A 19,451-nucleotide genomic window follows, 5' to 3' on the forward strand; every position below is an offset into this window, starting at 1 on the left:
CATGGCTTTTACCGACCCGTTCATCCGCCGCCCGGTGCTCGCCACCGTGGTCAGCCTGTTGATTGTGCTGCTGGGCTTCCAGGCCTGGAGCAAACTGCCCCTGCGCCAGTACCCGCAGATGGAAAACGCACTGATCACGGTGACCACCGCCTACCCCGGGGCGAACGCCGAAACTATCCAGGGCTACATCACCCAGCCAATGCAACAAAGCCTGGCCAGCGCCGAAGGCATTGACTACATGACCTCGGTCAGTCGCCAGAACTTCTCGGTCATCTCGATTTATGCGCGCATCGGCGCCAACAGCGACCGCCTGTTCACCGAACTGCTGGCCAAGGCCAACGAGGTCAAGAACCAGCTGCCCCAGGACGCTGAAGACCCGGTGCTGAGCAAGGAAGCCGCCGACGCTTCGGCCTTGATGTACATCAGCTTCTTCAGCAAGGAACTGAACAACCCGCAGATCACCGACTACCTGTCGCGGGTGATCCAGCCGAAGCTGGCCACCCTGCCCGGCATGGCCGAAGCCGAGATTCTCGGCAACCAGGTGTTCGCCATGCGCCTGTGGCTGGACCCGGTGAAGCTGGCCGGCTTCGGCCTGACCGCCAGCGACGTGACCAACGCGGTTCGGCAATACAACTTTCTTTCCGCCGCCGGTGAAGTGAAAGGCGAGTATGTAGTCACCAGCATCAACGCCAACACCGAGCTCAAGTCTGCTGAAGCCTTCGCCGCGATTGCGTTGAAGATCGACGGCGACAGCCGCGTGCTGCTCGGCGACGTCGCCCGGGTGGAGATGGGCGCGGAGAACTACGACACCATCAGTTCCTTCGGGGGCACCCCGTCGGTGTACATCGGCATCAAGGCCACGCCGGGCGCCAACCCGCTGGACGTGATCAAGGAAGTCCGCAAGATCATGCCGGACCTGGAGGCCCAGCTGCCGCCGAACCTCAAGGGTGAAATTGCCTATGATGCGACCTTGTTCATCCAGGCCTCGATCGATGAGGTGGTCAAGACGCTGTTCGAAGCCGTACTCATCGTCATAGTTGTCGTATTCCTGTTCCTGGGTGCGCTGCGCTCGGTGGTGATCCCGGTGGTGACCATCCCGCTATCGATGATTGGCGTGATGTTCTTCATGCAGATGATGGGTTACTCGATCAACCTGCTGACCCTGCTGGCCATGGTCCTGGCTATCGGCCTGGTGGTGGACGATGCCATCGTGGTGGTGGAGAACATCCACCGTCATATCGAGGAAGGCAAGACGCCCATGGATGCCGCCCTTGAGGGCGCCAGGGAAATCGCCATGCCGGTGGTTTCCATGACCATCACCCTGGCGGCGGTCTATGCGCCCATCGGCTTCCTCACCGGACTGACCGGGGCGTTGTTCAAGGAGTTTGCCCTCACACTGGCCGGCGCGGTAGTTATCTCAGGTGTCGTCGCGCTGACCCTATCGCCGATGATGTGCGCTTTTTTGCTGCGCCACGATGAAAATCCCAGCGGATTTTCCCATCGCCTGGACCGGGCTTTCGAAACCATCAAGCGCCGTTATCAGAAAATGTTGCACGGCACCCTGAACACCCGGCCCGTGGTGCTGGTGTTCGCGGTTATCGTGTTGTGCCTGATTCCGGTATTGCTCAAGTTCACCAAGTCCGAGCTGGCCCCCGACGAAGACCAGGGCATTATCTTCATGCTGGCCAACGCGCCGCAGCCGACCAACCTCAATTACCTCAACGCCTACACCGACGAGTTCATCCAAATCTTCAAGGAGTTCCCGGAATACTATTCCTCGTTCCAGATCAACGGCGTCAACGGCGTGCAATCGGGGATTGGCGGTTTCCTGCTCAAGCCATGGAATGAGCGCAGCCGCACCCAGATGGAAATCCTGCCGGAGCTCCAGGCCAAGCTGGGGAATATTTCCGGCTTGCAGGTGTTCGGCTTCAACCTGCCCTCCCTGCCGGGTACGGGCGAGGGCCTGCCCTTCCAGTTCGTGATCAACTCTGCCAACGACTATGAGTCACTGCTGCAGGTCATGGACAGGGTGAAAAAGCGAGCAATGGAGTCTGGCAAATTCGCTTTCGTCGACGTCGACCTGGCATTCGACAAGCCTGAAGTGGTGGTGGACATCGATCGGGCCAAAGCGGCGCAGATGGGCGTGTCGATGCAGGACCTGGGTGGCACGCTGGCGACCATGCTCGGCGAAGCGGAGATCAACCGCTTCACCATCGAAGGCCGCAGCTACAAGGTGATCGCCCAGGTCGAGCGCCCCTTCCGCGACAACCCCGACTGGCTCAACAACTACTACGTCAGGAACACCAAGGGTGAGCTCCTGGCCCTGTCGACCCTGATCACCGTTACTGACCGCGCGCGTCCGCGGCAACTCAACCAGTTCCAGCAACTCAACTCGGCGATCCTGTCCGGGGTGCCATTGGTGAGCATGGGTGAAGCCCTCGACACCGTGCGCCAGATCGCCCGGGAAGAAGCGCCGGCAGGGTTCTCCGTGGATTACGCCGGCGCCTCAAGACAATTCATCCAGGAAGGCAGCGCGCTGTGGGTAACCTTTGCCCTGGCCCTGGCGATTATCTTCCTGGTGCTGGCTGCCCAGTTCGAGAGTTTCCGCGATCCGCTGGTGATTCTGGTGACGGTGCCGCTGTCGATTTGCGGGGCGTTGATCCCGCTGTTCCTGGGCTGGTCGAGCATGAACATCTATACCCAGGTGGGGTTGGTGACGCTCATCGGGCTGATCAGCAAGCACGGGATCCTGATCGTCGAATTCGCCAACCAGCTGCGCAAGGAAAAGGGCCTGTCGCCGCGCGAGGCGGTGGAAGAAGCGGCGGCGATTCGCTTGCGACCGGTGCTGATGACCACTGCGGCGATGGTGTTCGGCATGGTGCCGCTGATCATTGCCACGGGCGCGGGGGCGGTGAGCCGGTTTGATATCGGTACGGTGATTGCCACAGGAATGTCGATCGGGACGTTGTTTACGCTGTTTGTGTTGCCATGCGTGTACACATTGCTGGCCAAACCCGACAAACCCTAGCGTCAAAAGATCGTCCGATCGCTGCCAAAGCCTCCGGCAGCTCCGACAGGTTTACGCGGTCCTAATGCAGGAGCTGCCGGAGGCTGCGATCTGTTGGACTTGCTTCCAAAACAAAAGGCCCCGCATACGCGAGGCCTTTTATTTTGGCTTCAATCCAGTCAACTTTGCGGCCTCATTCCCTGTGATAGTCCAAACATGAACAGTAACAAGTCATGGTCAGGCTGGGACGCCACGTTTGCCTTGGCAACCCGTGGCATTGGACAGTGAGCGTCGCCGCCCACTGAACTGAGGACCTGCGAGCGGGGCTGCTCCCAAGCCGCCACCGCGATTGAAGCAACTGCCAAGGCTCCTATGAGAAACAAACCTCGTGCAATTTCGAGTTTCATCGCTATAAACCCTTGATAGCGCTGCCAAACGCCGTCTCATAAAAATAGACGAGTTTCTGCCAGTCCGCCGAGCTGAACGACGAATGGCGACGCAGTTGCTTCATGTCATGGGCGCCCGCCTGACGAGCGGTGAGGCGCTGCCGGCATTTCTCCAGGTCGATCAATGCAACCTCGACCGTGGCCGCCTCGCCTTCGCCGCTGACACGCACGAAAACATGCTTGATGTAGATGCAGCTGTGCTGCCAGCGTCCTTTGTGCATGCGCGCCAGGTTGTCCGCCAGATCCTTCAGGACCCGGTCGTGAACGGCCTCGCCATGGCGCTCACGGCCACCGCCGGCATACCAGTGTTCGATTTCCTCAAAGCCATCCAGGGATTTGGTGACCAGCAATGCACGCCACTTGTGAACGGGGTCGCGTTGAGCGCCGCAGAACACCACCTGCGGTACCCGCACGCCGATCTTGTGCAGACCGGTCAGCGCATCCAGCTCGCGCAATACAGTCGGCCGACCAAAGGGGTGCAGCCAGCTGCGGTAGATGTGCCCGGTCTGACGCTTGGCATACAACAGTTGCCCATCGCTGCCCCTGACCCGCTGCACGCCACTTTCGCCACCGCGCCGCACATTGGGTTCTTCTACCCATTCACCGCGCTGATTCCAGAAATAGTCGAACCGCTCATCGGCATCGACATCCACTTCTGGTGCACATTGCACTGCCATCCTGTTACCTCTTGCGTAATACGTAAACTCGCCACATGGCATAGAGCGGTAAAAAATCCATCCGTTCCTGGATACGGAAACCGGCTTGCTCAAATTCTTTTTCGACCGTAACAACCGGTAACACAAAACGGTTCTGGTAACCTTCCTGCCCGCGAGTGCTCTCCGAGCGCTTGCGTTTCCAGGCCTTGAAATTGCCGTCCACCCACAGAGAAATGATCACGCTGTCACGGGTGACTCGCTCGAATTCACGCAAAATGGCCAATCGATGCTCGGCCTCACCGATGTGGTGCAACAGACGCATGCAAAAAATACTGTCGACGGCGTTATCGGGTAAGGCAATGTCGAATGCAGATGTCTGCAAGGGTTGTACCCTTTTCACCACGTCGGCAGGTTGCGCCTGCATAGCGACGTTGAGCATCGATTCGGAGTTGTCGGCTCCGATAATGGCTCGATTGCTCTTCTCAGCCAGCAAAGGCCAGAAACGTCCGGCACCACAGGGTAAATCAAGGACCAGTCCGGGCTCGCCCGCCAACGTCAGCGCTTTACGCGCCAGCTGAATATCCCGCCAATGAGACAGGCGGCGGCCCAAACCGTTCTTATGTTTCTGAAGGTATCTTAAAGCATGTTGTTCGTCATACTTTTTGGAAAAATCGAGTTTGATCGGATTGTCCATAGCCAAGTTTCCTAATTGCTGATGACGACCACCATAGGTAGGGCCATGTCAGCGTCAGGTCATGACTTTGTGAAAGATTTGTTATGTAAAACCCTGAAGTATTTCAGGGTTCTACATGGCGCGCATAATATCTATGGGCCAGTGCTGCAGGAAGGGATCAGTCAGCTCACATCTACCGGATGCAGCTCTACTTTAAATCGGCAGCCGTTGGGCTCCATCGTGGTCAGGCTGACGCTCCAGCCCTGGTTCTCGCAGATCCTTTGCACCAGCGAAAGCCCCAGGCCCAGGCCTTCGCCGCGTTTCTCGGCACCCCGCACGAACGGCTCGAACATCGCCTCGCGTTTCTCTTCGGGAATACCGACCCCACTGTCTTCTACCAGGAACCCCGTCGGCGTCAGGGTCAGGCGGATGAACCCCTGCTCGGTGTAATGCAGTGCATTGCGCAACAGGTTGCCCATCACCGCATGCAGGAGGGTGGCGTTGTAGCGGGTGCCGGCCGGATCGCCCGGCACAAACTGCAACTCCAGCCCTTTGTTCTCGATCGGCTCGCGCCAGAGGTTGAGCAAACCGTCGGCCACTTCACTGAGGCTTTGCTGAGGTGCCATGCTGGCATCCTCGCGTTGCGCGCGGGCCAAAACGAGGAATGTTTGCACCAGCTCGCGCATTTCTGCGCAGGCGCGGGCGATGCGCTCGACCTGCGCGTGCCCACGCGGGTCGATAGCAGGATTCTCCAGCAACAGTTCGCAGGAACTGGCCAGCACCATCAATGGCGTGCGCAGCTCGTGACTGACGTCACTGGTGAACAACCGCTCCCGGGTCAACGCCTGGCGCAGGCGCCCGAGCGTGGCGTCGAAGGCCACGGCCAGTTCGCCCACTTCATCAGCGGCGTAGTCCGGTGCAAGCGGTGGCGCCATACCCAGCAGTTGGTCACGATGGCGCACTTGCCGGGCCAGGCGCACTACCGGCGCCATGACCTTGCGAGCCAGCACCCAGCCGAGAAATACCGCCAGCGCCAGGCTCAGGACAAAGCCCACCAGCACTACGGCAAACAGCACCCGCTCGCGTTCTTCGAAATCGCTCTGGTCCTGCAGCAGCACGTAGCGCCGGCCGTCGACGACCTCGACCATCGCGTGATACGACAGCTGGTCACGAAACACTTCGTGGAATCCCGGGTCCAGGTGGCGCAGGTCCTTGGGTACATCGAAATCACCCGGGCCGCCGGTGAAATAGAACAGCTGGTCCGGCTCCGGTCGATGGCTCCAGTCCGCCACGCTGTCCATCAACAGCAGACGCTGCAGGTCACCGCCCAGTCCCGCGGAAATCAGTTTTTCCTCGACCAGGTGCACAGTCGCGACGATGCCCATGGCAAAGGCGCCCGCCACCAGCGCGCTCATCAACGCAAAGGCGATGATGATCCGTTGAGCGAGGCTCTGTCTAAACTCCATCTCGACCCTCGGCCAGGCGATAACCGACACCGTGCACTGTTTGCAACAAGGGTTTGGCAAACGGTTTGTCGATCACCTGGCGCAACTGGTGGACATGACTGCGCAGGCTGTCGCTGTCCGGGCAATCATCACCCCACAACGCTTCTTCTAGAATTTCGCGACGCAGTACGTGTGGACTTTTTTGCATCAGCACCGCGAGCAATTTCAGGCCCACCGGGTTGAGTTTGAGCAGGCGCCCTTCGCGAGTGACCTCCAGGGTATCGAGGTCATATTGCAAATCACCGACCTGCAGGATTCGGCGGCCGCCACCTTGGGCACGGCGCATGACGGCTTCGATGCGTGCTGCCAGCTCGGACAGCGCGAAGGGTTTGACCAGGTAGTCATCAGCGCCGGACTTGAACCCCAGCAGTCGGTCGTCCAGCTGATCGCGCGCGGTCAGCATGATCACCGGGGTGTCGCGGCGCGCGTCTTCGCGTAGCCGTTTGCACAACGTGTAGCCATCGATGCCGGGCAGCATGATATCGAGCACGATCAAGTCGTAATGCTCGGTGGCGGCCAGGTGCAGGCCCGACAAGCCGTCCTGCGCGCAATCCACGGTGTAACCCTTGAGCCCCAGGTAATCGGCCAGATTGGCGAGGATATCGCGGTTGTCTTCAACCACCAGAATTCGCATGGGTACTCCTCTACACAGTAACAGCCGTCATGGCCCGCGCAGCTTAAGGCCTCAGGTGGCTCAGAGCCAGGGGTATCGCCGGCCTCAGTTCAATCAATCAAAAGCCAGGGTTGACGAGTTTTTCACTATCAGCTCACAAGTCCACTACAGTTGGAGGGCTAAATTCGCGCGGATTGTGAAAAAAGGAATGTTACTAATGGATGTTTTCAAAACTGCGCCGATGCGCTTGTTATTGCTCGTCACCGGTGCATGGCTGGTAATTTTCTTTCTGACCCGAACAGCTCTGCTGCTTACTCACCTGGATGAGGCCGGTAACGGCTTTCGGTCGGTTTTTGGGATCGGTCTTCTTTACGACTTGGGCTTCCTGGCCTATGCGGCTTTGCCGATGGGCCTCTATCTCCTGCTCTGCCCGCCAGCGTTGTGGCGCCGCCGTGGCCATCGATGGTTTTTACAGGGGCTGCTGACGATCAGCCTGTTCGCCATGCTGTTCACCTGCGTCGCCGAGTGGTTGTTCTGGGACGAGTTCGGTGTGCGCTTCAACTTCATCGCGGTCGACTACCTGGTGTACTCCGACGAGGTATTGAACAACTTGCTGGAGTCTTACCCGATCGGCCAGTTGCTGAGCATCCTTGCGGTGCTCGCCGTGGTCCTGAGTTTTGTGCTGCGCAAGCCATTCAATGCTGCGCTGGACGCCCCGCTACCCCCGCTACGCCGACGCCTGCTCAGTGCCTTGGGCCTGTTGATCATCGCAGGCCTGAGCCTGCAACTGCTCAGCCAGGACGCACCGCGCGTCCAAGGCGGCAACGCCTACGAAAACGAACTGGCGAGCAATGGCCCCTACCAGTTCTTCGCCGCATTCCGGAACAACGAACTGGATTACCAACAGTTCTATGAAAGCCTGCCGTCCAAAGTAGTTGCCCAGCAGATCCGTGTAGAGCTAAGCGAGCCAAACGTTCGTTTCGTTGGCCAGGACCCGCAAGACATTCGTCGCAACATCGATAACCCGGGTACCGCGCGCAGCCCTAACATCGTGCTAGTGACCCTCGAAAGCTTCAGCGCCAAGTATATGGGCAGCAACGGCGATGAACGCAATCTGACGCCAAACCTCGATGCACTGCGTAAAGAGAGCCTGTACTTCAACAATTTCTACGCCACCGGGACCCGCACCGACCGAGGTCTGGAAGCCATTACCCTGGCGATCCCACCGACGCCGGGGCGCTCAATCGTTAAACGCGTAGGTCGCGAAAGCGGTTTCGCCAGCCTGGGCCAACAGCTCAATGCCGTCGGTTACGACAGCGTGTTCGTCTATGGCGGGCGCGGTTACTTCGACAATATGAATGCTTTTTTCAGCGGCAACGGTTATCGCGTGGTCGATCAGAGCAGTGTCGATGAAGCAGAAATTCACTTCAAGAACGCTTGGGGAATGGCCGACGAAGACCTCTATACCCAGACTCTGAAGCTGGCCGACGCCGATTACGCCAAACAGCAGCCATTCCTGCTGCAACTGATGACCACCTCCAACCATCGCCCTTACACTTACCCTGACAACCGGATCGACATCAAGTCCGGCAACGGACGCGACGGCGCAGTGAAGTACACCGACTACGCCATCGGACATTTCCTTGAGCAAGCGCGCCAGAAGCCTTGGTTCGACAATACGATCTTCGTGTTCGTCGCCGATCACACGGCGGGCAGCGCCGGCAAGGAAGACTTGCCGATCAGCAACTACCAGATTCCCTTGTTCATCTATGCGCCCAAATTGATTGATGCGCGGGAAACTGCGCAACTGGCCAGCCAGATTGATCTGGCACCCACCCTGCTGGGTTTGCTGAATATGGACTACCAATCGACATTCTTTGGCCGCAATCTTTTACAGGATAATCCGTTGCCACCACGGGTGGTCGTTGGCAACTATCAATACTTGGGACTGTTCGACGGTAAAGACCTGGCGATCCTCAGCCCGCGCCAAGGGCTGCGCCGGCATGACGATGCGTTGACCGAAAGCCGCGAATCGAAGGCACAAGCCAGTGACCCGCTGATCACTCGCGCCATTACCTATTACCAAACCGCCAGCTATGGCTTCAAGCAACAGCTGCTTGGTTGGAAAGCGCCCAAGGATGGCGACCTCCAAGTCGGCGAACGCTAACCGAATGTCCCCGGGCTGATGCTGGGGGCATTTTCCTCTGTTCAGGACTCACCATGCCATCAACTGTTGTCCGCCCCATCTCACGCCCCCTCAACTTCTGGGTGTGCTTGGGAGTACCCGCGATTGCCGCAATCATCCTGGTACTGCTCGAACTGACCTCACTGGATATGGATTTGGCCAGGCTGTTTTATGATCCGGTTGCCGGGCAGTTTATCGGGCGCCACAGCTACTTCCTGGAGGACATCCTGCATGACCGCGCCAAGCAGGTCGTCATAATCTTTTCGGTGTTCGCCATACTGGGCTTCACCGGGGCGTTTTTCATCGACAGGCTCAAGCCATTCAAGCGCGAGCTGGGTTGCCTGGTCCTGTCACTGGCGCTGGCCACTTCCTTTGTTACGCCCATGAAAGCAGTCACGGCCGTGCAGTGCCCCTGGAGCCTGGAACAATTCGGCGGGCATGAGACCTACAGTGAATTGCTCAGCCCGCGGCCCGCCACCGACAAGCCTGGCCGGTGCTGGCCGGGTGGGCATGCGGCCACCGGTTTTACCTTGTTCGCCTTGTTCTTCGCCCTGCGTGATCGTCGCCCGCGCCTGGCGCGGCAGGCGTTCGTATTCGCCTTTGCCCTGGGCACGGTGTTTTCGGTGAGCCGGATGATGCAAGGCGCACACTTCTTTTCCCATAACGTGTGGACGGCAATTTTCTGCTGGCTGATTTGTTTGGGGGCGTATTACTACATTCTTTATCGACCGGCTTGCCGGGTTGAAGCGGTTGCCGAGGCGGCACCTGCAGGCGCCTGACAGAAGATAAAAGATCAAAAGATCAAAAGATCAAAAGATCGCAGCCTTCGGCAGCTCCTACGGGAATATGCAATCACCCTGTAGGAGCTGCCGAAGGCTCGGGCCGCGATCGGACGATCTTTTGACTTTGTCTTTATGACAGCCAATAAAAAACCCCGCCTGCTTCACGCAGGCGGGGTTTTTATGCAAGGGGTGAGGCTGGCTTACATCATGCCGCCCATACCGCCCATGCCGCCCATGTCTGGCATACCGCCGCCAGCTGGAGCGTCGTCCTTGATCTCGGCGATCATCGCTTCGGTGGTGATCATCAGGCTGGCGATGGAAGCCGCTGCCTGAAGAGCCGAACGAGTCACTTTAGCCGGGTCAAGGATGCCCATTTCGATCATGTCGCCGTATTCGCCGGTAGCAGCGTTGTAACCGTAGTTACCCGAACCCTGCTTGACCTTGTCGACTACTACGCTTGGCTCGTCGCCGGAGTTGGCAACGATCTGGCGCAGTGGCGCTTCAACAGCGCGACGCAGCAACTGGATACCAACGTCTTGATCAGCGTTGTCGCCTTTCAGTTCGGAGATAGCCTGCAGAGCGCGAACCAGTGCCACGCCGCCGCCAGGTACCACGCCTTCTTCAACGGCTGCACGGGTAGCGTGCAGGGCGTCTTCAACGCGGGCTTTCTTCTCTTTCATTTCAACTTCGGAACCAGCGCCAACCTTGATCACTGCAACGCCGCCGGACAGCTTGGCCAGACGCTCTTGCAGTTTTTCACGGTCGTAGTCGGACGAAGTGTCAGCCACTTGCTGACGGATCTGCAGGACGCGAGCCTGGATATCAGCCTCAACGCCGGCACCGTCGATCACGGTGGTGTTTTCTTTGGACAGGATCACGCGCTTGGCATTACCCAGGTGTTCCAGGGTAGTGCTTTCCAGGCTCAGACCGATCTCTTCGGAGATTACGGTACCGCCAGTCAGAACAGCGATGTCCTGCAGCATGGCCTTGCGACGGTCGCCGAAGCCTGGAGCCTTGACGGCTGCGACTTTAACGATGCCACGCATGTTGTTCACAACCAAAGTCGCCAGGGCTTCGCCTTCAACGTCTTCAGCAACGATCAGCAGTGGACGGCCGGCTTTTGCAACGGCTTCCAGTACTGGCAACATTTCGCGGATGTTGGAGATCTTTTTGTCGACCAGCAGGATCAGCGGACCGTCGAGCTCGGCAGTCATGGTTTCTGGCTTGTTGACGAAGTACGGGGACAGGTAACCACGGTCGAACTGCATGCCTTCTACAACCGACAGTTCGTTTTCCAGGCCCGAGCCTTCTTCAACGGTGATCACGCCTTCTTTACCGACTTTTTCCATGGCTTCGGCAATGATGTCGCCGATGGAGCTGTCGGAGTTGGCCGAGATGGTGCCGACCTGAGCGATGGCCTTGGTGTCAGCGCAAGGCTTGGACAGGGCTTTGAGCTCTTTGACGATAGCGATGGTCGCTTTGTCGATGCCACGCTTCAGGTCCATCGGGTTCATGCCGGCAGCGACGGCTTTCAGGCCTTCGTTGACGATCGATTGAGCCAGAACGGTAGCGGTGGTGGTGCCGTCGCCTGCGTCATCGTTGGCACGGGAGGCAACGTCTTTGACCAGCTGCGCGCCCATGTTTTCGAAGCGATCTTTCAGCTCGATTTCTTTGGCTACGGAAACGCCGTCCTTGGTGATGGTCGGAGCGCCGAAGCTCTTCTCGATGATCACGTTACGGCCTTTAGGGCCCAGGGTCGCTTTTACTGCGTCAGCCAGGACGTTGACACCGGCGAGCATTTTCTTGCGGGCGGAATCGCCGAATTTAACTTCTTTAGCAGCCATGATCGATATTCCTTAAATACTTTGTAGTAGCGGGAAAATGAGCGGGGTATCAGCCTTCGATAACAGCGAGAATCTCGTTCTCAGCCATTACCAGCAGGTCTTCGCCGTCAACTTTCACAGTGTTGCTGCCGGAGTAAGGGCCGAACACAACCTTGTCACCCACTTTCACGGCCAGCGCACGCACTTCACCGTTGTCCAGCACGCGGCCGGTACCGACAGCGAGGATCTCGCCGCTGTTGGCTTTTTCAGCAGCCGAACCTGGCAGGACGATACCGCCAGCGGTTTTCTTTTCTTCTTCGCTGCGACGGATGACGACGCGGTCATGCAGAGGACGAAGCTTCATTGTCGATCTCTCCTAATTGTGGTTTTCATCGGCCGGTGTAGTCCCGGCGGGTTTAACAAATCCGGCGGTGCCGGGTGCGTCTCGACGAGCGTGACGCGGAAGTCTGTCTGGCGTGATCGCCAGAAACCTTGCGGTGACCGTTACATATGGGCACATAAGCTTATTACAAGAGTGGGCATTGAAAATTTTTTAGCTGGAGCGCCTGCAAATGAACACGGCACCCGAGGGTGCCGTGTCGATGGAAGGTGTTACTTGGAATCGCGGTGTTCGAACTCGCCTTCGATCACATCAGGCTCACGACCCAGCGGTTGTCGTGGAGCGGGGCCGCCCCGCGGCTGCAGGTCGTCGGCAAATGCGCGCTGACGGATCGCCGCTTCTTCGGCGCGCTGGCGCATCTTGTTGGCCAGCAGTCGACGGGAGATCGGCAGCAGCATGATCAGGCCCAGGACGTCAGTGACGAAACCCGGCAGGATCAACAGACCACCGGCCAGAGCCAGCATCAGGCCCTCAAGCATGGTCTGGGCAGGCAATTCGCCGCGGTTCAGGCTTTCACGAGCACGCAACGCAGTGGCCAGCCCGGCGATACGCAGCACGAACACGCCGAGCATCGAGCCGAGAATCACCAGGAGCAGGGCCGGGAAAAACCCGATCGCCCCACTCACCTTGACGAATACGAACAGCTCCAACACCGGAAACAGTACAAAGAGCAATAAAAAAGGGCGCATCAAATGGTTCCTCAACGCAAGAATGCCTTGCCAGTAATCCCTAGATGACGTCGCCATTTCGTGAATTCAAGCGCCAGCCACCGGATTTTTTGGCCAATGCTCGGCGTGAGCCAGGAAAACCAAGGCCTCGCGCACTTGTGTCGGCGTATTACACGGCGTTTGGAACGGTAGCCAGTACAGGCTCTGACCGATGCGCAGGTGCATGCCTTCGGTATCGATACCCGCCAGCAGGGCCGGCTCGGTTTTGGGCAGGCCGGCCAGTTCAACATAGTGCGCGATGGCTTTGCCATGATCGGCGTTCATGTGCTCGACCATGCTCGCTTCCGCCTTCCCGGCGAAGGGGTTGGCCAGGGTCAGTTGATCCACCCAGTGGATCGCGCCGAAACCGCCGATGTAGCGATGGCGCACGGGCTTGAGCATCCAGAAGTCGAAATCATGGGCCTGGTGATAATTCTGCGAATCAGGGAAATAGCGGTAATAACGCTCTGCAGCAGCCTCGATGGCCCTGGGGTCGTCGATTTTTTCGGCTTCGGCGAGGTAGGTCAGGCGGCCGACGGCCTGCACGTCTTCAGCGCCACGCTCGCCCACGAACAACGAGCATTTTGGATCTTTGTGCAAGTTATGGGTGTGCTGGGCGATGCGGCTGATCAGGATCAGCGGCCGCCCCTGCTCGTCCAGGCAATACGGGACGACAGAACCGAATGGAAAACCGGGCATGGCCTTGGAGTGGGTCGACAGCACGCCACGGTATTCCTTGAGAAGCAATTCTCGGGCATTCTTGGCCGCTTCAACGCTCAATTTATGACTCCTTATATAGAATCCGTCGAAAAAACGGACGGGCGACTGGGGATAAGTTCCCAGTCGCCATCGGGCAATTCTCATGTGCAACCCGTCCACGACCGGTGCAGATAAGGGCGGCTCTCTAGAAGGAAGACCCCTCAAACTGCGACCAGGGCATGCGAATGCAACTCACTGACAAAGTAATCATTATCACTGGCGGTTGCCAGGGTTTAGGCCGTTCGATGGCCGAGTATTTCGCAACAAAAGGCGCCAAATTGGCGCTGGTGGACTTGAATCAGGAAAAACTCGACGCTGCGGTTGCCGCGTGCAAGGCCCAAGGGGTCGAGGCCCGTGCCTACCTGTGCAACGTCGCCAATGAAGAACAGGTGTCGCACATGGTCGCCCAGGTAGCCGAGGATTTCGGCGCAATCCATGGCCTGATCAACAACGCCGGCATCCTGCGTGATGGCTTGCTGCTAAAGGTCAAGGACGGCGTAATGAGCAAGATGAGCCTGGCCCAGTGGCAGGCGGTTATCGATGTGAACCTGACCGGCGTGTTCCTGTGCACCCGTGAGGTCGCGGCGAAAATGGTTGAGCTGAACAACAGCGGCGCGATCATTAACATCTCGTCGATTTCCCGCGCCGGCAACGTCGGCCAGACCAACTACTCGGCAGCCAAGGCCGGTGTCGCCGCAGCCACCGTGACCTGGGCCAAGGAGCTGGCACGCTACGGCATCCGCGTAGCGGGCATTGCGCCAGGCTTTATCGAAACCGAGATGACCCTGGGCATGAAGCCTGAAGCGTTGGAGAAAATGACTGCCGGTATTCCGCTCAAGCGCATGGGCAAACCGGACGAGATCGCGCATTCGGCAGCTTATATCTTCGAGAATGACTACTACACCGGGCGGATTCTGGAAATGGATGGCGGGTTGCGGATCTAAAGCAAGATCAAGAGATCGCAGCCTCGCTTCGCTCGACAGTTCCTACAGGGAATGCCCCCTCTCCCGTAGGAGCTGTCGAGTGAAACGAGGCTGCGATCTTTCAACAAGCGACGCCGATCAGCAGATCAATCGTCGCTGATAGTGATGTTCGGCATCGCCGGCGAAGCCGCTTCCTGCAGCACAATGCGCGCGCCTACATGGCGAGCCAGTTCCTGATACACCAGCGCAATCGGGCTGTCCGGCTCGGCGATCACCGTGGGCTTGCCGCCATCGGCCTGCTCGCGGATAGCCATCGCCAGCGGCAACGAGGCCAGCAGTTCAACGCCGTACTGATTGGCCAGCTTCACTCCTCCGCCTTCACCGAACAGATGCTCGGCATGCCCGCAATTGGAGCAGATGTGCACGGCCATGTTTTCCACTACACCCAGTACCGGAATGTTGACCTTGCGGAACATTTCGACACCTTTGCGGGCGTCCAGCAGGGCCAGATCCTGCGGGGTGGTGACGATCACGGCACCCGCCACCGGGACTTTCTGCGCCAGGGTCAACTGGATGTCGCCGGTGCCTGGCGGCATGTCGATGACCAGGTAATCCAGGTCGCCCCAAGCGGTTTGTGTCACCAGCTGCAACAACGCACCGGACACCATCGGGCCGCGCCAGACCATGGGTGTGTTGTCGTCGGTGAGGAACGCCATGGACATCACTTCTACGCCATGGGACTCGATCGGCACGAACCATTTCTGATCCTTGACCTTGGGCCGTGTGCCCTCGGCAATACCGAACATGATGCCTTGGCTCGGGCCGTAGATGTCCGCGTCGAGAATACCGACCTTGGCGCCTTCGCGCGCCAGCGCCAGCGCCAGGTTGGCAGCGGTGGTGGATTTGCCGACGCCGCCTTTGCCGGAGGCCACGGCGACTACGTTCTTCACGTTGGCCAGGCCCGGAATCTGCGCCTGGGCCTTGTGTGCGGCGATGACGCTGGTGATATCAACGCGGGCGCTGGTCACGCCGTCCAGGTTTTGGAGGGCCATTTCCAGCATCTGCGCCCAGCCCGTCTTGAACAGACCGGCGGCGTAACCGAGCTCCAGCTGGACGCTGACGCGATCACCCTGGATGTCGATGGTGCGCACGCACCCGGCGCTGACCGGGTCCTGGTTCAGGTAAGGGTCGGTGTATTGGCGAAGGACGGCTTCCACCGCTGCGCGATTGACGGCGCTCATGGGCAACTCCGATAGCAAGACTGGAAAATCAGGCGGGTATCGTACCTGTTCTGATCGTTTCGCGGGATGCCGAGAAAAGATCGTCCGAACGCGGCCCGAGCCTTCGGCAGCGCCTACGCGCCTGTGGGCGCTGCCGAAGGCTGCGAGCTTTTGGCCGCACCACCGATTCAATCATCGGAGGAAACAACCTCACGGGGTGAAAAATCTGCGCCAGCGCTTTATAGTGGCCGACCTCCGTTTCATCAAGTAGCCGAGCCCCATGTCCGAGCCACGCAAGATCCTCGTCACCAGCGCCCTGCCCTATGCCAATGGTTCGATCCATCTTGGCCACATGCTGGAATACATCCAGACTGATATGTGGGTGCGCTTCCAGAAGCACCGCGGCAACCAATGCATCTATGTCTGCGCCGACGACGCCCACGGTTCGGCCATCATGCTGCGCGCGGAAAAGGAAGGCATCACTCCGGAGCAACTGATCGCCAACGTCCAGGCCGAACACAGCGCCGACTTTGCCGAGTTCCTGGTGGACTTCGACAACTTCCACTCCACTCACGCCGAAGAAAACCGTGAGCTGTCGAGCCAGATCTACCTGAAGCTGCGTGACGCCGGGCACATTGACCAGCGCTCGATCACCCAGTATTTCGACCCGGAAAAGAAAATGTTCCTGGCCGATCGTTTCATCAAGGGCACCTGCCCTAAATGCGGCACTGAAGACCAGTACGGCGACAACTGTGAAAAATGCGGCGCGACATACGCACCGACCGACCTGAAGGATCCGAAGTCGGCGATCTCTGGCGCCACCCCGGTGCTCAAGGATTCCCAGCACTTCTTCTTCAAGCTGCCGGACTTCCAGCAAATGCTCCAGGCATGGACCCGCAGCGGTACGCTGCAGGACGCTGTGGCGAACAAGATCGCCGAATGGCTGGATGCAGGCCTGCAACAGTGGGACATTTCCCGCGACGCGCCGTACTTCGGGTTCGAAATCCCGGGTGAGCCAGGCAAGTATTTTTACGTCTGGCTGGACGCGCCAATCGGCTACATGGCCAGCTTCAAGAACCTCTGCGCGCGTCGTCCAGACCTGGACTTCGACGCGTTCTGGGCCAAGGACTCCACCGCCGAGCTGTACCACTTCATCGGCAAGGACATCGTCAACTTCCACGCCCTGTTCTGGCCAGCGATGCTTGAAGGCGCCGGTTTCCGTAAACCGACCGGCATCAACGTGCACGGCTACCTGACCGTCAACGGCCAGAAAATGTCCAAGTCCCGCGGGACCTTCGTCAAGGCGCGGACCTACCTGGACCACTTGTCCCCGGAGTACCTGCGGTACTACTACGCGGCCAAGCTGGGCCGTGGCGTCGATGACCTGGACCTGAACCTTGAAGACTTCGTGCAGAAGGTCAACTCCGACCTGGTGGGCAAAGTCGTCAACATCGCCAGTCGCTGTGCCGGCTTCATCCATAAAGGCAACGCCGGCGTATTGGTGGCCGGCAACGTCGCACCGGAACTGACCGACGCGTTCCTGGCTGCCGCACCGAGCATCGCCGAGGCCTATGAGGCTCGTGACTTTGCCCGCGCCATGCGCGAGATCATGGGCCTGGCAGACCGCGCCAACGCGTGGATCGCCGACAAGGCACCCTGGTCGCTGAACAAACAGGAAGGCAAGCAGGACGAAGTCCAGGCCATCTGTGCCCTGGGTATCAACCTGTTCCGCCAGCTGGTGATCTTCCTCAAGCCGGTACTGCCGTTGCTGGCCGCCGACGCCGAGGCGTTCCTGAACGTCGCGCCGCTGACCTGGAATGACCACGCTACCCTGCTCAGTAACCACCCGTTGAACGAGTTCAAGCCGTTGATGACTCGTATCGACCCGGTAAAAGTGCAAGCCATGACCGACGCCTCGAAAGAAGACCTGACCGCCAGCGCCACCGACACCGGCGAAGCTGCCCAGGTCGGCAACGGCGAGTTGATCAAGGATCCGTTGTCGCCGGAAATCGAGTTCGACGCCTTTGCCGCCGTCGACCTGCGCGTTGCGCTGATCCTCAAGGCCGAAGCCGTGGAAGGTGCCGACAAACTGCTGCGCCTGACCCTGGACATCGGCGATGAGCAGCGCAATGTGTTCTCCGGGATCAAGAGCGCTTATCCTGATCCGTCCAGGCTCAATGGTCGCCTGACCATGATGATCGCCAACCTCAAGCCACGAAAAATGAAGTTCGGCATCTCCGAAGGCATGGTGATGGCAGCGGGCCCAGGCGGTGAAGAGATTTACCTGCTCAGCCCGGACAGCGGCGCCAAGCCAGGTCAGCGCATCAAGTAAGGTTCGATCTGCTCGACCGATCCCACAGTCGTGCCCGGCATGACTGTGGGATTTTCATGTCTGGCCCATAATTACCCCATAGGAGCCTGCAACCTCGGACGATCATGAGCGAAATTATTCTTACGCTTGTCAGCGCAGCCCTGATCAACAATTTCGTGTTGCACTGGCCGCTGGGCGTCGATCCACTGCTGGGGGCCGAGCGCCGCCAGGTGCATGCACTGGGCATCGCCACGACGAGCCTGATGCTGATCGCCGGCCTGCTCGCTCATGCGCTCCATCGGTGGCTGCTGGTCCCCCTGCAACTGACATCGCTGCAATTGCTGGTCTTCCTGCCGCTGAGCGTGCTGCTGATCAGTCCGGTGCTGAAGTTACTGTCTGCTGCATTGCCCCAGCTCTGCTTTGAACGACTATGGCCGCTGGTACTGGGCAACGCCGCCGTCCTGGGCCTGATGCTGCTCAACGCGCGGGACGACCTGGGTATGCTGCGCGCCACGGCCCTCAGCCTCGGCGCGGGCTTGGGCTTCTGGCTGGTGCTGAGCCTGTTCAGCGACTTGCGCCAACGTACACGTGATAATGATGTCCCCCTGCCCTTCCGCGGCCTGCCGATCGATCTGATAGGCGCCGGACTGATCGCAGTGGCTTTTCTCGGATTCAGCGGACTGATCAAAACATGAGTCTGATTCAACGCATCGACGCCCTTCTGCCGCAGACCCAATGCGGCAAGTGCGGCCATCCAGGATGCAAACCCTACGCCGAAGGCATCGCCGCCGGGGAGCCGATCAACAAATGCCCGCCCGGGGGCGACGAGACCATCAGCGCGCTCGCCGAGCTGTTGAAGGTTCCGGTGCTGGAGCTGGATATCAGCCGCGGCGCGGCGCCGGCGCAAATTGCCTACATACGCGAAGCCGAGTGCATTGGTTGCACCAAGTGCATCCAGGCCTGCCCTGTCGATGCGATTGTCGGCGCGGCAAAATTGATGCACACCGTAATCATCGATGAGTGCACCGGGTGTGATCTCTGCGTAGCGCCCTGCCCGGTGGATTGCATCGAGATGCGGCCGCTGCCACTGAAAACGGTGGTGCCGGTCGTCGGTGGGCTCGCCATAAGCCTTGAAGAACACCGCGCACGAGCCGTCAAACGCAACCACGCCCGCGGCCGCTTCGAACAGCGCAATGCGCGTTTGCAGCGCGAGGAACAACAGAGAATCGCCGAGCGCCTGGCCCGGGCGCAGCAGGCCGTACCCAAGGCTGACGAGATTGCGCAGGATCCGGTCCGGGCCGCCCTCGAACGGGTTCGCGCGCAGAAGGCCGCAGGCGCTGACGCGGCGTTGAAAAAGGCCAAGATTGAAGTGGCCATGAGCCGCGCCCAGCTGAACAAATCACTCAAGGCGTTCGGGCATCCCCCAACCTTCGACCAGCAA

16 protein-coding genes and 1 pseudogene are annotated in these 19,451 nt (G+C 59.3%); 7 read left to right on the forward strand and 10 right to left on the reverse strand.

Annotated elements, in window-relative coordinates:
* Window position 1 precedes the first annotated feature (1 nt).
* Window positions 2–3,028 carry a multidrug efflux RND transporter permease subunit gene (locus AAEZ05_RS13045; protein WP_045057980.1) on the forward strand — a complete coding sequence of 1,009 codons (3,027 nt, stop codon included), beginning with the start codon at window positions 2–4 and terminating at the stop codon, window positions 3,026–3,028.
* 158 nt (window positions 3,029–3,186) lie between these two features.
* Here AAEZ05_RS13045 and AAEZ05_RS13050 read toward each other — a convergent pair whose 3' ends face one another.
* The 5 genes from AAEZ05_RS13050 to colR form a co-directional block, all read right to left on the reverse strand.
* Entirely contained in the window at window positions 3,187–3,414 is a 228-nt protein-coding gene (locus tag AAEZ05_RS13050) for a hypothetical protein (protein ID WP_045057981.1), read from the reverse strand.
* Between the two features lie 2 nt (window positions 3,415–3,416).
* Window positions 3,417–4,130 (reverse strand): lipopolysaccharide kinase InaA family protein, encoded by a 714-nt coding sequence (locus AAEZ05_RS13055; RefSeq protein WP_045057982.1) that lies wholly within the window; start codon window positions 4,128–4,130, stop codon window positions 3,417–3,419.
* Between the two features lie 4 nt (window positions 4,131–4,134).
* The gene (locus AAEZ05_RS13060; RefSeq protein WP_045057983.1) at window positions 4,135–4,803 is read right to left on the reverse strand and encodes a class I SAM-dependent methyltransferase; all 669 of its coding nucleotides are present in this window, start codon (window positions 4,801–4,803) and stop codon (window positions 4,135–4,137) included.
* A gap of 161 nt (window positions 4,804–4,964) precedes the next feature.
* Window positions 4,965–6,248 (reverse strand): sensor histidine kinase, encoded by a 1,284-nt coding sequence (locus AAEZ05_RS13065; protein ID WP_350647699.1) that lies wholly within the window; start codon window positions 6,246–6,248, stop codon window positions 4,965–4,967.
* Complete coding sequence (gene colR / locus AAEZ05_RS13070; protein ID WP_205891663.1) at window positions 6,238–6,921, reverse strand: response regulator transcription factor; 684 nt, start codon at window positions 6,919–6,921, stop codon at window positions 6,238–6,240. Before colR ends, AAEZ05_RS13065 begins: the two co-directional genes overlap by 11 nt.
* 196 nt (window positions 6,922–7,117) lie before the next feature.
* Here colR and AAEZ05_RS13075 point away from each other — a divergent pair, with 196 nt between their 5' ends.
* Entirely contained in the window at window positions 7,118–9,067 is a 1,950-nt protein-coding gene (locus AAEZ05_RS13075; RefSeq protein WP_045057986.1) for an LTA synthase family protein, read from the forward strand.
* 53 nt (window positions 9,068–9,120) lie between these two features.
* The gene (locus AAEZ05_RS13080; RefSeq protein WP_045057987.1) at window positions 9,121–9,864 is read left to right on the forward strand and encodes a phosphatase PAP2 family protein; all 744 of its coding nucleotides are present in this window, start codon (window positions 9,121–9,123) and stop codon (window positions 9,862–9,864) included.
* 203 nt (window positions 9,865–10,067) lie between these two features.
* Here the strand turns inward: AAEZ05_RS13080 and groL are convergent, their stop codons facing one another.
* The 4 genes from groL to AAEZ05_RS13100 all read right to left on the reverse strand — a co-directional run bounded on the left by groL (window position 10,068) and on the right by AAEZ05_RS13100 (window position 13,577).
* Window positions 10,068–11,711: a chaperonin GroEL gene (gene groL, locus AAEZ05_RS13085; RefSeq protein ID WP_045057988.1), complete on the reverse strand. Its 1,644-nt coding sequence runs from the start codon at window positions 11,709–11,711 to the stop codon at window positions 10,068–10,070.
* A 49-nt stretch (window positions 11,712–11,760) separates the two neighbouring features.
* The gene (locus AAEZ05_RS13090) at window positions 11,761–12,054 is read right to left on the reverse strand and encodes a co-chaperone GroES (RefSeq protein ID WP_019827816.1); all 294 of its coding nucleotides are present in this window, start codon (window positions 12,052–12,054) and stop codon (window positions 11,761–11,763) included.
* A gap of 248 nt (window positions 12,055–12,302) precedes the next feature.
* Window positions 12,303–12,779 carry an FxsA family protein gene (locus tag AAEZ05_RS13095; protein ID WP_045057989.1) on the reverse strand — a complete coding sequence of 159 codons (477 nt, stop codon included), beginning with the start codon at window positions 12,777–12,779 and terminating at the stop codon, window positions 12,303–12,305.
* Between the two features lie 66 nt (window positions 12,780–12,845).
* Window positions 12,846–13,577, reverse strand: a complete 732-nt coding sequence (locus tag AAEZ05_RS13100; RefSeq protein ID WP_350599801.1) for a HugZ family pyridoxamine 5'-phosphate oxidase — start codon at window positions 13,575–13,577, stop codon at window positions 12,846–12,848.
* Between the two features lie 164 nt (window positions 13,578–13,741).
* Between AAEZ05_RS13100 and AAEZ05_RS13105 the strand changes: the two genes are divergently transcribed.
* Window positions 13,742–14,500, forward strand: coding sequence for an SDR family oxidoreductase (locus tag AAEZ05_RS13105; RefSeq protein ID WP_045057991.1), 759 nt, complete (start codon window positions 13,742–13,744; stop codon window positions 14,498–14,500).
* 125 nt (window positions 14,501–14,625) lie between these two features.
* Here the strand turns inward: AAEZ05_RS13105 and apbC are convergent, their stop codons facing one another.
* On the reverse strand, window positions 14,626–15,720 hold the full coding sequence (gene apbC, locus AAEZ05_RS13110; RefSeq protein WP_045057992.1) for an iron-sulfur cluster carrier protein ApbC: 1,095 nt from the start codon (window positions 15,718–15,720) through the stop codon (window positions 14,626–14,628).
* A 259-nt stretch (window positions 15,721–15,979) separates the two neighbouring features.
* Between apbC and metG the strand changes: the two genes are divergently transcribed.
* The 3 genes and pseudogenes from metG to rsxB all read left to right on the forward strand — a co-directional run.
* The gene (gene metG / locus AAEZ05_RS13115) at window positions 15,980–18,031 is read left to right on the forward strand and encodes a methionine--tRNA ligase (RefSeq protein ID WP_350647702.1); all 2,052 of its coding nucleotides are present in this window, start codon (window positions 15,980–15,982) and stop codon (window positions 18,029–18,031) included.
* 104 nt (window positions 18,032–18,135) lie between these two features.
* Window positions 18,136–18,705, forward strand: a complete 570-nt coding sequence (locus AAEZ05_RS13120) for an electron transport complex protein RnfA (protein ID WP_045057994.1) — start codon at window positions 18,136–18,138, stop codon at window positions 18,703–18,705.
* Window positions 18,706–18,722: 17 nt separating this feature from the next.
* Window positions 18,723–19,097 (forward strand): annotated as a pseudogene (gene rsxB / locus AAEZ05_RS30760) (electron transport complex subunit RsxB); the annotation flags it as partial.
* Between the last annotated feature and the right edge of the window lie 354 nt (window positions 19,098–19,451).

This window comes from Pseudomonas sp. HY13-MNA-CIBAN-0226, from assembly GCF_040310305.1.
Lineage (GTDB): Bacteria > Pseudomonadota > Gammaproteobacteria > Pseudomonadales > Pseudomonadaceae > Aquipseudomonas > Aquipseudomonas gregormendelii.

Bases quoted from the DNA above. Each gene is read 5' to 3' on its own strand.
- AAEZ05_RS13075 (WP_045057986.1), top strand. From the start codon at position 7,118: ATGGATGTTTTCAAAACTGCGCCGATGCGCTTGTTATTGCTCGTCACC.
- AAEZ05_RS13050 (WP_045057981.1), bottom strand. From the start codon at position 3,414: ATGAAACTCGAAATTGCACGAGGTTTGTTTCTCATAGGAGCCTTGGCA.
- AAEZ05_RS13045 (WP_045057980.1), top strand. From the start codon at position 2: ATGGCTTTTACCGACCCGTTCATCCGCCGCCCGGTGCTCGCCACCGTG.
- AAEZ05_RS13120 (WP_045057994.1), top strand. From the start codon at position 18,136: ATGAGCGAAATTATTCTTACGCTTGTCAGCGCAGCCCTGATCAACAAT.
- AAEZ05_RS13105 (WP_045057991.1), top strand. From the start codon at position 13,742: ATGCAACTCACTGACAAAGTAATCATTATCACTGGCGGTTGCCAGGGT.
- colR (WP_205891663.1), bottom strand. From the start codon at position 6,921: ATGCGAATTCTGGTGGTTGAAGACAACCGCGATATCCTCGCCAATCTG.
- AAEZ05_RS13055 (WP_045057982.1), bottom strand. From the start codon at position 4,130: ATGGCAGTGCAATGTGCACCAGAAGTGGATGTCGATGCCGATGAGCGG.
- groL (WP_045057988.1), bottom strand. From the start codon at position 11,711: ATGGCTGCTAAAGAAGTTAAATTCGGCGATTCCGCCCGCAAGAAAATG.
- metG (WP_350647702.1), top strand. From the start codon at position 15,980: ATGTCCGAGCCACGCAAGATCCTCGTCACCAGCGCCCTGCCCTATGCC.
- AAEZ05_RS13060 (WP_045057983.1), bottom strand. From the start codon at position 4,803: ATGGACAATCCGATCAAACTCGATTTTTCCAAAAAGTATGACGAACAA.
- AAEZ05_RS13095 (WP_045057989.1), bottom strand. From the start codon at position 12,779: ATGCGCCCTTTTTTATTGCTCTTTGTACTGTTTCCGGTGTTGGAGCTG.
- apbC (WP_045057992.1), bottom strand. From the start codon at position 15,720: ATGAGCGCCGTCAATCGCGCAGCGGTGGAAGCCGTCCTTCGCCAATAC.
- AAEZ05_RS13065 (WP_350647699.1), bottom strand. From the start codon at position 6,248: ATGGAGTTTAGACAGAGCCTCGCTCAACGGATCATCATCGCCTTTGCG.
- AAEZ05_RS13090 (WP_019827816.1), bottom strand. From the start codon at position 12,054: ATGAAGCTTCGTCCTCTGCATGACCGCGTCGTCATCCGTCGCAGCGAA.
- AAEZ05_RS13080 (WP_045057987.1), top strand. From the start codon at position 9,121: ATGCCATCAACTGTTGTCCGCCCCATCTCACGCCCCCTCAACTTCTGG.